Origin of the sequence: Paenibacillus sp. NPDC058174, assembly GCF_042883865.1 — a bacterium.
GTDB lineage: Bacteria > Bacillota > Bacilli > Paenibacillales > Paenibacillaceae > Pristimantibacillus.
In genome coordinates, this window is sequence record NZ_JBHVUY010000004.1 from 369,114 (window position 1) to 381,268 (window position 12,155).

Sequence of the window (12,155 nt, forward strand, 5' to 3'; positions counted from 1 at the left end):
TCCCCGTTTTATCAATCATACTGCGTTTATTGCTTAGGAGCTTTCGCCCATACTTCGTCAAGCTTCTTCAAGAACTGATCACCGGTCATGGATGGAGTCAGGAAAAACTCTTGGGCAACCGGAGCCAGATCGTTCTGGATGATACCTTGCGGGAAGTAAGTCAAAGCCCATGGAATTGTGTTGCCGCTTACTGTAGCTTCTGATACCGCTTTGGACAGCGGATCCAGATTGTTTGCTTCAATATTGGTCATCGCTGGAATGAACTTGAATTCGTTGACAATGATGTTTTTGCCAGTCTCGCTGTTGTACAGCCACTCGAAGAATGCGTTAGCCGCTTTGATCTGGTCAGCCGTTGCCTTGTTGTTGATGACCCAGATCGCAGGGATGTCTACAGCGAGCTTGGTGTTGCCTGCAAGCGGCATCGCCATCATGCCGGCATCGATGTCCTTGTAATCTTGCAGCATGCCATAGCTCCAGTTACCTTGGTGAACGATTGCAGTTTTGCCTGTTGCGAAGTCACCCATTTGCTTATCGTAGGTTACTTCAAGCGGGTTTTTCGCCAGCTCGCGAATCGCTTCCATGTATTGGCCGAATTCTTGGAATTCCTTCGTATCGGCCATTTTCACTTCGCCTTTGTTCAACTTCTCAATGAATGCAAGCGGATCTTGCTGAAGCGCGAAAGGCGTGTTGAGAATGTGTCCGATTAAGAAGTACGCTTCCTGGGACAGGCTGAAGCCGTTAATGCCTTTGGCTTTGCTTTCCTCAAGGAATGCCTTAAAGGATGCAAGGTCCGTAATTTTGGAAGGATCAACAAGCGCTTTGTTGTAGACGAAGCCGAAGCCTTCTACACCTGTCGGTACGCCGACGATTTTACCGTCAATTTTCACTTCCATGTTCGGAGCGATATTTTTAACATAAGATTCATTGCTCATATCGTAGTAGTAGGACTGGAGCTTAGTCGTCTCAGCGCCTGTCTGTACGCCGAAGATCGTAGGACCTTCACCTGCGTTCAGCTTCGCTTGCAGCTGAGTCAGGTAGTTGTCGCCAGCGGAGCCCCATACGTCAATTTCATTGCCGGTTTCTTCTTTATATTTCTTGGCCATCGCTTCCAGCTGGTCTGCAATTTCGACTTTGGATTGGAACAGCGAGATTTTTGGCAGCTTCTCAGACCCGTTATCGCCGCCCGAGCCGCCTTTATCCGCATTGTTCCCGCCGCAGGCACTAAGGATGGTAAACAGCATAACAGAGGTAATCGTGATGGAAATAAAGCGCTTTATTTTTGTCATTTACAAAAGCCTCCCCTTTTATGGATGTACCCTTGATTATAAACAGACAGGTAAAGAAGTCAATAAAAAACTCGTAAAAAATATATATTTTACTTAAATGTAAGCGGTTATTTTAAGTAAAACGTAACATAAACTAATAGGTAAAACTAATTTCGTTTTACTAACTCTAAGATGGGCCCGGTTTGAACAGTTCCTGTAGCTGCAGCAGTTATAGCATTTTTTTTGTCTTTAAAATGTGTAGGTAAAATGCTTGTAAAGTGTTATAATGGATTTTACTTACGCAAAAACGATGAGGAGGTTTACGGGATGAGCAGTTTGAAAGAGATTGCCCAACTGACGGGCGTATCTATTTCGACCGTATCCAACGTATTGAACGGACGGAAAAATGTATCGCAAGAAACGAGAGACCGGATATTGCGATGCTGCGAGGAGCAAGGGTACGTGCATGACGCCTCGCCCAAAAAAACCAAATCGGATAGAGATAAACGCATCGTTTTTATTTTTAGCGATTTTGACCGAGAGTTTTATTTGAAAATCATTGAAGGGGTCAGCACCTGCCTGAATGAGAACGGGTATGATCTCATCATTTGTACGAATAAATCAAGTGATAATTTCCTGAAAAGCAGCTTCGCTAGGGGAACTATTAGTCTGGACGGAAGTCTGTCGGACGAGTATTTCAAGACAGTCGCCAAACCGGAATTTCCGGTGGTGCTCATGGATAGAGTGCTCGAGAATGACAATAAAAATACGAAAAGCGTCTTGGTCGACAATTATCCGGTAATGCGCCAGATGGTACAGTCTTTAGTGGATCGCGGCTTTCAGCGCTTTGGCTTTCTAGGCGGAAACAGCACTTCGCTCGACAATAAGGAAAGATTCGCTGGCTTTGCCGACACGCTTCAAGAGAATGGGATTGCGTTCGACCAGTCGTACTACTATCACGGCAATTACCGTGAGAAAAGCGGCTATCAAGCGGCTAAGCTCATGATTCTGAGCAATGACTATCCTGAAGTGCTGGTATGCGCCAATGACAACATGGCTATCGGAGCAATGAAGGCGTTCGAAGAGCATCAGATCTCCGTGCCGCAGAACATCTCCATTACCGGCTTTGACGATTCCGATGCAGCAGCGCTGGCGGGACTGACTACGATTAAAATTCCGCGGTACGAAAGCGGGTTTCTGGCTGCGAAGGAGCTGCTGGAGCTTATTAAAGGCAATGTGAACAGGGAGACGGTCAAGATCGGCGCGTCTATTATTTGGCGGCAATCTGTTCGCAGCTAAAGTTGTGGTTTTTTTCATAAACTAGTAGATTTTCCAGCCAGCCTGAGCTACTCGCTCAGGCTGGCTTTTCTTATAGCTACCCGTCTGAACGATTCGCCAAACGGGTTAAGAACATGAGAATACTATTAGCTAGTAATAACAAGTTCATATGTCCTATATTTTTTTGACAATATCTATGAAAATGCTAATTTTTAGCATATAATGACGAAGAAAGTCGAATTTTCAATGAAGCGGGGGAGACATGAAGGTGAAACTGAAAGGTTGGATTGCAGCACTGGCAATTGTCACAGCTGTTAGCTTGACCGGTGCGATGACTGCACTAGCGGCAAAGACTTCAGCCGATTTTTCCGATTTGAACGATTTGGACGCAGCCACGAAGGCGAAGTTTGATGCGCTAATTGCAGCGGGCGTGTTCAATGGTGTCGATGAAGGGAAATTTGGATTGAAGGAAGAAATGAACCGGGCGCAGTTTGCCAAGGTAGCTGCATTGATTTTTGGACTTAATACAGATAACGCTCCAAAGACATCTTCATTCAGTGACGTGTCTGCTGATTCTTATGCGCTGCCGTTTATTGAAGCGGTTAAGGCTGCGGGAATTACGGATGGCGTAGGTGACGGGAAATATGATCCTGCGGGGAAAGTAACGAAGGAGCAGCTTGCGACCTTCCTTGTTAGAGGACTTGGTCAAGCTGCCGACGATAAGAAGAAGGTTGATGACACATCCGTATCGGACTGGGCTAAAGGCTATGTTGCCAAAGCTTTGGAGTTGAAGCTTCTGAGCAACAATGCGGACGGTTCCTTCGGCGGCAAGGGGAACGCTACGCGTGACCTGCTCGTAGTGTCTTCATACGATGCGGCTAAGCAAGCAGACAAAATTGATCTGCCTTCGCCATCTCCATCGCCAACAGCGACGCCGGCACCTACGGCCACTCCAGCACCAGTTTGGACTTCGTGGCCAACAGCGACGCCAGAACCTACAGCAACACCACAACCAACAGCGACGCCAACAGTGACGCCAACAGTGACGCCAGAACAGACGGAGCCGCCGGCAGAGACACCGCCGCCGGTAGAGACGCCACCGGTGGAGACACCAGCACAGACACCACCTGTTGAAACGCCAGTAGAGACACCGGCACAGACTCCGCCAGGGCCTACGTTCCCGTTCCCTACATACGTGCCACCAGGGCCGACATTCATGCCGCCAATGCCAACATTTTTGCCGTAGCCTTGAGTTTTTGAAGGTTAACCTCCCGTTTAATATGGATAAATGAAAGAAGCTGTTCTGCGTTCGCAGAGCAGCTTCTTTATTTTTATACTCCTGGCAAGAGAAAAGAGTTTGTTTATTTCGTTTGAGATACCTTCCACCAGCTGTCGAGTTGTTTGTTGATTTCCGCCAGCACTCGATCAATATGAGCGGCCTTTAGCTCCTCATTCGCTTTCATGAGTTCGGCATCGGCATCCTTACTTCCCGTCCATAACTCCTCATACTTTCGATTGATTTCCTCGATTGCTGCCAGATCATTTTTGATACTCGATTCATCCAGTGTGAAGCCTGCTGCAGGCGACATTGAGAAGCTGGCTGCATATTCGCGATAGTCGTTCAGCTTGTTAGCTGTCTCCAGCCCAACCGGAACCGTAATCAGATTATTGGACGGCGAAGCAATTCCGCGCATCATCTCTTCCATATCTTTAAATTGCGGCTTGCCGTTAGCTTCTTTAAAGCCGTGCCGGAGCAAGTTGGAAAGTTCGCTGTTCGTATTCACAAGCGTTAACAATTGAAAGGCTTCTGCTTTATTAGCGGACCACGATGCTACTCCGTTAATGCCATTAACAGCCTCGAAGTTCATTCCCTTCTGTAAAAGATGTGCATTTACATCGAGGATCGGGTCGGTTATACCGAGCTGCAATTTGCCGTCATGATAAGTGGAGGGGTAAGCGTAGGTAACGAAAGCAAAGAAATTGCCCTTCAATACTTCTTCGAATGCTTGTCCTTCTTTTGTGTAATCTGATGCTTTGTATGCAGATAATGTTTGGAGCAACTGTTGTACATCTTGTTCCGCGTAAGGGTTGAAAGCAAGAGGGGCACCACTTGCTGTATGGCGTACCGCTATTCCGCTGCTGCCCAGAAAATCATACCCGCTCATTTCTTTCCCTGACCCTAGCCAAATGTAGAGCGGTACAAATTTCTGATTCTGCTCACCTTCTTCAGCCGCTAACGACAAGGCAGATTGCAGCTCATCCAAGCTGGTTATGTGCTCTGGCAGATTGATATTGTATTTTTCTTGTATATGCTTATTTATGAATACATACAGATTGGCCGCAGCTGTAGGCATAGGGTGTATGCCGTAAATCTTGTGATCTAATGTAACCATCTCCCACGAGCTGGGGAGGATATGATCATACAGCAGCTTTCCGTCCTCTGTCTGCAGGTAGTCATCCAAAGGCTCCAGCAGACCATCCCGAACGGCCGCCGGATAAGTACGAATGTCTACGTCATACGAGCCTGAGCCTGTATTCAGCAAATCAACCTGCTTGCCTTCCTGCTTCAATCGCCGGATCAAATCATAATATTGCTGTACGCTGCTTACATTGGTATTTACGAATTCGACAACGAAGTCCGCGCCGTTTGCCAGCAGCGTATTATTGAATTCAACTAGAATGTCCTTGGACGAACTGTATAGCAAATCGCTGTCAGAAATCCAAATCAGCTTCTTCTTGCCGGGCCATAATGTTTCATAGTCTTCCGGCTTAAGTACTTCCTGAACGGCTTCCGGGTTGTTCGTTGGAGCAGAGGTCTGCGTTGTCCCGCCTTTGCAGCCGTTAAGCAATAGCATAGTTAAGCTCAACAAGAGCAGTAAGATCGTCGTTTTGAGGCGTATGTCATACCTTGCATGATTTCTACAGGCCATTGCAGCACGCCTCCTTCTCGTACCATTACCGTTCCGATAAATCATGAAGGACGGAGCAGGGTATCCTCTATGTTTTATCGATTACTTAAATAGGCAAATGGGTATTTTCGATAACTGGCGCTCCCGGGTCAACCCGAATGCTATGGGAGCTGTATCCGCTGACTGGCTGCTGGCTAATTCCACTCGGTACTTGAATCACGGCATAGGCAGCGGCAGTGCTGCTTGCATTGCTCACAGGACCTGTCGTGACGACCGTCATATTGCTAAGGTTCCGATACGTATAAGTCAGTTTGACTTCTTTGGGTACGCCTTGATAGGAGAAAGAAGTTTGTGCCCACGCGCCATTGCTGATATAGCCGTTACTAAACGTATAAGTATGGCCATATTGAACGCCTGTAGCCGAACCGGCAAAGGCACCGACCGGCCATGCCAGCAAGAGAGTGGCGCTTAGAGATAGCAATGCTAATCTTTTTTTAGCTGCACGAATCATTATTAATTCCTCCTTATTATCCCTGCTCCTATTAACAAATGAAGACATATAAAGAAAAATAAGTCAATTTATTTTTTTTTATTTCTATTTCTAAGACCTAGAATGTATGTATTTTTTGACCGAAATGCTGTCATAAGAGTGACTAATTAATTTTGGAAGTACTTAATTATACCTGTTAATTAAATTACTGCTGAGGGCTAATCTTATTGGAATTATGTGTGATGCCATGACAAATAGAGATGAAGCTGCCTTAACGGCTCCATCCCACGTCATTGTTCATCTTGTTGACGTTATTTCACTTTATGAATAAGCTCTATATATTGGGTATCTCCATATCCCACTGCCGGAAAGAGCTCGAATAGCTGATGAAGCAGCTCCGATTCTGAAAGCTCCTTGTGCTTCGCAATAAAGCGGGTCACTGCGTTAACCTCATTCAGCATGTCCAGATAAATCTCTATGGCCTGATACATGACGGGCAAAAGTTCATAGGACGGTTTTGTATGTTTAACTAGCACCTCTTGGTAGACAGCAAGATAATGTCCCAGACTGATTTCGGTCTGACTTGTTCTAAACTCATCCTCCCTGAAGCTGCTCAACACCACTTTGCCTCTATATCCGGACTGTTCCAGATAGGCGAGTATAGTTAGCAGATTCATTTGACAGAACATGTCTTCACCAAACCACAGAACGATACACTCATATCGCTGATGATTGAAAAGTCCTTGCAGAGGCTCGATTACCTTCTTGATATAGCTTTGTTCCGTTTCATGATGACCCGACGCCCGAATCCGGATAAAATCCTGCTCAAAAACGCGTTCAGCCGCAGCATTAACGGACATGGCCTCATTAAACGGAGCGTAATCCGACTCGCCCATTATGTTGTTTTGTTTAAATTCCTCATACATAAACTGTCCATTTAATAGGTTAAGTACATGTGAACCAAACAGTTCCTTCTGTTCAAGTTGCAGCCTTTGTATCTCCAGTTTTCTCGATATATCCATCATGTATGCTTCCTCTCCTTGACGAATGGTAAGCTTCATATTTCTTGTAGTGATGCGGAGTCAGATATATGGTAAATTATTTACGATGTTAAGTCTTCATTATACGAAGAATTACATATCTCAAGAAGGGTGTAAAACATGACAAATGCTATGGAAAAAAAGAGTTGGAAGAGGGATATCATCCTTTTTCTGAGCAGTCAGACCATCTCCTTATTTGGTTCTGCACTTGTGCAATATGCCATTATGTGGCACATTACACTGACGACAAAATCGGGCGTGATGATGACTTTATTTATCGTATGCGGATTTATTCCTACCTTTCTGCTGTCGCCGTTTGCAGGTGTGTGGGCAGATCGCTTCAACCGGAAATATCTGATAATGATAGCGGATGGCATGATTGCTACAGTTACGCTGTTTCTTGCTCTCACTTTCTTATCCGGATATGATGCGCCATGGCTGTTGTTTGTTATTGCAGCTGTCCGAGCGCTGGGAGCGGGCATTCAAACGCCTGCAGTTGCAGCGATCTTGCCGCAAATCGTACCCGAGGATAAATTGACGAAGGTCAACGGAATAAATGGAACGCTGCAAGCATTAATGATGTTCGTTGCGCCTATTGTCAGTGCGACGCTGCTCTCCGTGGCAACGATCGAGATCATTTTCTTCATTGATGTTGTAACGGCGGCCATTGCGATCTTCACTTTGTTTTTCTATCTTAAAATCCCTGCGCATAAGAAGGCGTTGGATCAGCAAACGACCAGCTATATGGATGATTTCAAGCAGGGACTAAGCTATATTAAGAACCATAGCTTTCTGAAACCCTTTTTTATCTTTTTCGCCTTTTTCTTTGTGCTAATGGCGCCAGCAGCGTTTCTAACGCCGCTTTAAGTGACGCGAAGCTTTGGTGACGAATACTGGCGTCTCACGGGCATCGAGATCGCTTTTTCAGTTGGTATGATGGCTGGCGGAGGCATTATCGCAGCATGGGGCGGCTTTCGCAACAAAGTGTATACGATGACTGCCGCTAATCTAATCATGGCGGTATGTACCTTAGTGCTGGGCATTGTTCCGATATTTTGGATCTACTTAATTGTGATGGCTATATTTGGCGTGGCCCTGCCGATGGCAAATACGCCAACGACCGTCTTGCTGCAGGAACGGGTGGACCCGAACTATATGGGACGTATTTTCGGCGTATTCGGTATGATTTCAACTTCGATGATGCCGATCGGCATGATGATCTTCGGTCCGCTTGCGGATGTCATTGCAATTGAATGGCTGCTTATCGGCACCGGAGTGTTAATCTTGGTTCTGACCTTATTCTTTGTCAGCAATAAGCGATTGATCGAGGCCGGAAAGCCTGTTGTTAAGGAATTGGTTCAGGAGTAAGCGGGGTTTAACTTTTATTCAGAGACATATAATTTATAGCTTTATATTGTTTGGGGTAAGGGAGATTTTCCCTTGCCTTTTTTAGTTTCAAGAGAAACAAAAGCCACGAAAATCTATTGTTCATAAATCTAATAACGCGAAAATGAGGAATGAACTGCAGTCAACATCGTAATATGTTCACCCTGTCTCTAGGTTTGATGAAGTGATAGAGTTAATCAGGAAATGAAGTATGGGTGGCTTTCAATTGTTTAGTATAAGAAATAACAGAATATCAGAAAGGGGCTTGAAAATTCATATGACTCATTCTTTTAATTATAAACTTACATTTAAAGGTTTGCCTATGGGAATTACTAATTCAGGGAAAAATCATAAGGAATATATTTATGATCTATTAAATAATATTCAAAGTACCCTAGGAACTTTTGAACTTCATCGAAATAATTTAAGTATTCAATTAAGTTTGGACTGGTCTAGGGCCATAACTGCTATCAAGACCAATGTAGAAAAGAACTTTTTTATAGATGAAATTTATGTTGAATTTGAAAAATATAAAGATCAATATCATTCTATTTATGAATTCTTTGAAACACTTTGTGAGGAAATTCCAAATGAAACCGAAATAATAATGCTGGTATCTACATCTGAAGTAAATATGCCAGTGATAGAACAAATGATTAAGAATTTTATTTATAATTTATTTTTAGCACTCAATTTGTCATATCCAGGTTTATTAGATTGTTTTCAAGCCAGATTGGATTTCTCCGATGATAGTCAGAATCTGAAATTAAGTAACTATGAATTCGAAAAGTGTTGGACTGATGAGACCTGGCCAGTTATACAATACATACCGATAAATAAGGTTTGCAATTGGTTTAATGAAAATAATATATGGAATAAATTTGTTGGTGAGAGTAGATTGGATAAATGTTTATTTTCTATACTGCACTTTTGTGAGGATGATAAGATAAGTCCAAGTAAAATTGTTTGGTTAGCTCACGCTTTAGAATCTATCTATGAAATTCCCCAGTCAGGAATATTGAATTCGTTAAAAGAAAGAATATCAATCATATTATTTGATAACTATGAAGAAAAAAGATCGAGTATCATAAAAAAAATCAAGCAATTTTACCAATATAGAAGTAATTTTGTTCATGGGAGTTTGACTATACATACACCTTCAGAAGAGCTAATTGATAGCGATATTCATCAAGATTACTTGGAATTATTATTTCAAACTGAGGAGTTTGCTTTTAGAATTCTGGTAGCAACTTTACAACAAATGATTATTAAAAATTGGAGTAGTTTTAATTTTAGAACAACCTTTGAAGGATTTTAATTTCCCCTGTTTGGGAGAAATATCAATGCCACAAAGATATATATTCCTATTAGATCAACTAGCACGTTAAGGTCGCTAAATAAGGGACTCATGTCGCATTATTGAAGTACCCAGCGGCTGTTCTGGAGTGATAAAATTGAATAAGGTTTGTAACAGTTCAGTGAAACGGCAGGTGGAGAATGATGAGTTTTATGAAGTTAACTACCTATTTGGAAGCGTTTTATAAGGAGAAAAACATACCCGGGTTAGGTGTGGCGATGTATCACAAGCACCAGCCTGTATACGAGCATTATACTGGGTTTTCGGATGTAGAGAATCAGGTTTCTTTTAGCGGAGACAGCATTTTCAGATTGTATTCTGCGACAAAGGTTATCACCGTCACGGCTTTGCTGCAGCTGATGGAACAAGGGAAGTTTAAACTGAGCGACCCATTGTACGAGTACATTCCGGAGTTTAGAAACATGTCCGTTCGTCACACACTGCCAGACGGAACAGTGGAGCTTCGTCCTGCTCAAAATCATATTACGATTGAGCATTTGTTTACGATGACAGCAGGTGTCGAGAAGATCGACACGGACGCTGTTAACAAAGTGATTGCCGACAGCAACGGGGAAGGACAGACGCTTTCCGTCATTAAGGCGCTGGCACAGGAGCCGCTCCTTTTCGAGCCGGGCTCGCATTTCCAATATACCGTTTGCCATGATGTACTGGCGGGACTGCTTGAGGCGATAACAGGGCAGACCTTCGGACAATACTTGCAGCAAAATATTTTTGACCCGCTGGGCATGAAGGATACTTCGTTCCAGCTTAAAGATGAAAGTCGATTCTGCAAGCTTTACAACAGCTTTAATGCCCAGACGCACCGCGCGGCAAGTATTGGCGAAAGCTTTAACCTTCAGCCGGGCAGAGCTTATGAAAGCGGCGGGGGCGGATTGTACTCTACCGTTCCTGATTATATTGTGTTTGCGGAAGCGTTATGCAACTATGGCCTGGCGCCTAACGGCGAGCGTATTCTGAGACCGGAAACGGTGACTGCGATGCGCACCAATCGTCTGTCTCCTGTTGCGCAGCAGGATTTTAACCGGTTTGGCGGGGAGAGCAAGTATGGCTACGGCTATGGCCTCGGCGTCAGAACGATGGTGAACCGCGAGGACAATAACTCGCTTAGCCACAATGGTGAATTTGGCTGGGACGGAGCTAGAGGCTGTTACGTCGTTATCGATCCTGATGCGGAAGTAACGTTGTTCTACGCCCAGCAGGAAAATGGTTCACCGTGGTATCGCTATCACGGCACGATACGGAACTATGCTTATGCGAGTGTGTGGTAAGCCCATTCCCTCCAACTAACAATAAAATGAGTTCTTTACTAGGCGACTCTGCAATTGCGGCAGTCGCCTTTTTGTGCAACATAAATTGAAATCAGACGTCTATTTTACCAGATGGATCCAGGAAGGGGACGTCATATGAAATATAAAGCGGTGATGCTAAGTTTATTGATTTTGATTGCCTTGTCCGGCTGTTCAATGGCAGCACCGGGGAATACTTCTGTACATATAACTCCACAAAACGACAAGATAGAGGAAGCGGACGTGGGAACTAAGCCTTTTTCAGTGTGGGACGAGTTAGCTGTAAAGAAAAACGGAGTGATCTCAATTGATTCTCCCGAAGCTCCAGACCTCTTCAATCTTTATCTGGAAGGGGTGTCACATCCGAACGCTTATGTTGAGTGGTATGCATGTAATAAACTCATTGCTTATAGCGAGCATCCAGAAAAACAGAAGGCAATAGATGCCATAGAGAAGCTGCTTACATCCACAGACACCAATGTGGTGTCGGCCGCGAAATTTGCACTGTATGTGTATAAGCATGATTTTGACGACTCTGCTTTTAGCAGGTCACCTGACGGCAAACGAGTTGCTTTCCACCTATTTAACGAAGCACGTTACAATGACGGTGAAGTGTGGATATTTGATTCTGAACAGAATGCCTTATACCCGTTGGAGGGACAATGGCTTAGTATAGAGGGCCTATACTGGTCTGAAGATGGTCAAAAATTGTCCATTGAGTATGGAGGGAGAACTTGGGGATCTATTGATTTGGTAGACCCGATTACTGGACACTCCTTGCTTAAAAATAGTGTAAATGATGTTCTAAATGAAAAAAATTTGTATAAGGTTGTTGAACAATCGAGACCAGACCCGTATTACAGGCTCGTGGAATGGAGCCCGGACAGTACGAGAGCGATGTTATCCTATTCTTTTATGGATGATGAAGATAAGGTTCAACAAGGAATCGTCATCTATGACCTAAGGAAATCAGCATATACAACCGTAATGCCGTATCCTTCAGGAGAAACGCCATATCCTGAAATCACCAAGCCAAAGGGATTTAAATGGTGAAATGAATGAAGAAGTAGCGAAGAAGGCCGGACAGTCTAGCTCATGCGAGTGGATTGTACCGGCCCTCTTT

Annotated in this window: 8 protein-coding genes and 2 pseudogenes; 6 read left to right on the top strand and 4 right to left on the bottom strand. The window is 44.1% G+C overall.

Annotation, left to right across the window (positions count from 1 at the left end):
* Positions 1-26: 26 nt before the first annotated feature.
* The gene (locus ACFVVF_RS20860; protein WP_387813827.1) at positions 27-1,286 is read right to left on the bottom strand and encodes an ABC transporter substrate-binding protein; all 1,260 of its coding nucleotides are present in this window, start codon (positions 1,284-1,286) and stop codon (positions 27-29) included.
* Between the two features lie 306 nt (positions 1,287-1,592).
* Between ACFVVF_RS20860 and ACFVVF_RS20865 the strand changes: the two genes are divergently transcribed.
* On the top strand, positions 1,593-2,564 hold the full coding sequence (locus ACFVVF_RS20865) for a LacI family DNA-binding transcriptional regulator (RefSeq protein ID WP_387813829.1): 972 nt from the start codon (positions 1,593-1,595) through the stop codon (positions 2,562-2,564).
* Between the two features lie 247 nt (positions 2,565-2,811).
* Positions 2,812-3,789: an S-layer homology domain-containing protein gene (locus ACFVVF_RS20870; RefSeq protein WP_387813831.1), complete on the top strand. Its 978-nt coding sequence runs from the start codon at positions 2,812-2,814 to the stop codon at positions 3,787-3,789.
* A 115-nt stretch (positions 3,790-3,904) separates the two neighbouring features.
* On the opposite strand, the gene ACFVVF_RS20875 is transcribed toward ACFVVF_RS20870, so the two are convergent.
* The 3 genes and pseudogenes from ACFVVF_RS20875 to ACFVVF_RS20885 form a co-directional block, all read right to left on the bottom strand.
* Positions 3,905-5,473, bottom strand: a complete 1,569-nt coding sequence (locus ACFVVF_RS20875) for a DUF3502 domain-containing protein (RefSeq protein ID WP_387813833.1) — start codon at positions 5,471-5,473, stop codon at positions 3,905-3,907.
* A gap of 85 nt (positions 5,474-5,558) precedes the next feature.
* The gene (locus tag ACFVVF_RS20880; RefSeq protein ID WP_387813835.1) at positions 5,559-5,963 is read right to left on the bottom strand and encodes a hypothetical protein; all 405 of its coding nucleotides are present in this window, start codon (positions 5,961-5,963) and stop codon (positions 5,559-5,561) included.
* A gap of 290 nt (positions 5,964-6,253) precedes the next feature.
* A pseudogene (locus tag ACFVVF_RS20885) lies at positions 6,254-7,003 on the bottom strand (AraC family transcriptional regulator); the annotation flags it as partial.
* A gap of 99 nt (positions 7,004-7,102) precedes the next feature.
* On the opposite strand from ACFVVF_RS20885, the pseudogene ACFVVF_RS20890 reads away from it, so the two are divergent.
* The 4 genes and pseudogenes from ACFVVF_RS20890 (at position 7,103) to ACFVVF_RS20905 (ending at position 12,085) form a co-directional block, all read left to right on the top strand.
* Positions 7,103-8,350, top strand: a pseudogene (locus tag ACFVVF_RS20890) (MFS transporter).
* A gap of 229 nt (positions 8,351-8,579) precedes the next feature.
* Positions 8,580-9,686 (top strand): hypothetical protein, encoded by a 1,107-nt coding sequence (locus ACFVVF_RS20895; RefSeq protein ID WP_387813837.1) that lies wholly within the window; start codon positions 8,580-8,582, stop codon positions 9,684-9,686.
* A 191-nt stretch (positions 9,687-9,877) separates the two neighbouring features.
* Positions 9,878-11,014, top strand: coding sequence for a serine hydrolase domain-containing protein (locus ACFVVF_RS20900; protein WP_387813839.1), 1,137 nt, complete (start codon positions 9,878-9,880; stop codon positions 11,012-11,014).
* Between the two features lie 135 nt (positions 11,015-11,149).
* On the top strand, positions 11,150-12,085 hold the full coding sequence (locus tag ACFVVF_RS20905; RefSeq protein ID WP_387813841.1) for a hypothetical protein: 936 nt from the start codon (positions 11,150-11,152) through the stop codon (positions 12,083-12,085).
* The last annotated feature ends 70 nt before the right edge of the window (positions 12,086-12,155 follow it).

What these genes read in the sequence shown, in the direction of transcription:
- ACFVVF_RS20860 (WP_387813827.1), bottom strand. Translation starts at nt 1,286, where the DNA reads ATGACAAAAATAAAGCGCTTTATTTCCATCACGATTACCTCTGTTATG.
- ACFVVF_RS20865 (WP_387813829.1), top strand. Translation starts at nt 1,593, where the DNA reads ATGAGCAGTTTGAAAGAGATTGCCCAACTGACGGGCGTATCTATTTCG.
- ACFVVF_RS20875 (WP_387813833.1), bottom strand. Translation starts at nt 5,473, where the DNA reads ATGGCCTGTAGAAATCATGCAAGGTATGACATACGCCTCAAAACGACG.
- ACFVVF_RS20880 (WP_387813835.1), bottom strand. Translation starts at nt 5,963, where the DNA reads ATGATTCGTGCAGCTAAAAAAAGATTAGCATTGCTATCTCTAAGCGCC.
- ACFVVF_RS20895 (WP_387813837.1), top strand. Translation starts at nt 8,580, where the DNA reads ATGGGTGGCTTTCAATTGTTTAGTATAAGAAATAACAGAATATCAGAA.
- ACFVVF_RS20900 (WP_387813839.1), top strand. Translation starts at nt 9,878, where the DNA reads ATGAAGTTAACTACCTATTTGGAAGCGTTTTATAAGGAGAAAAACATA.
- ACFVVF_RS20905 (WP_387813841.1), top strand. Translation starts at nt 11,150, where the DNA reads ATGAAATATAAAGCGGTGATGCTAAGTTTATTGATTTTGATTGCCTTG.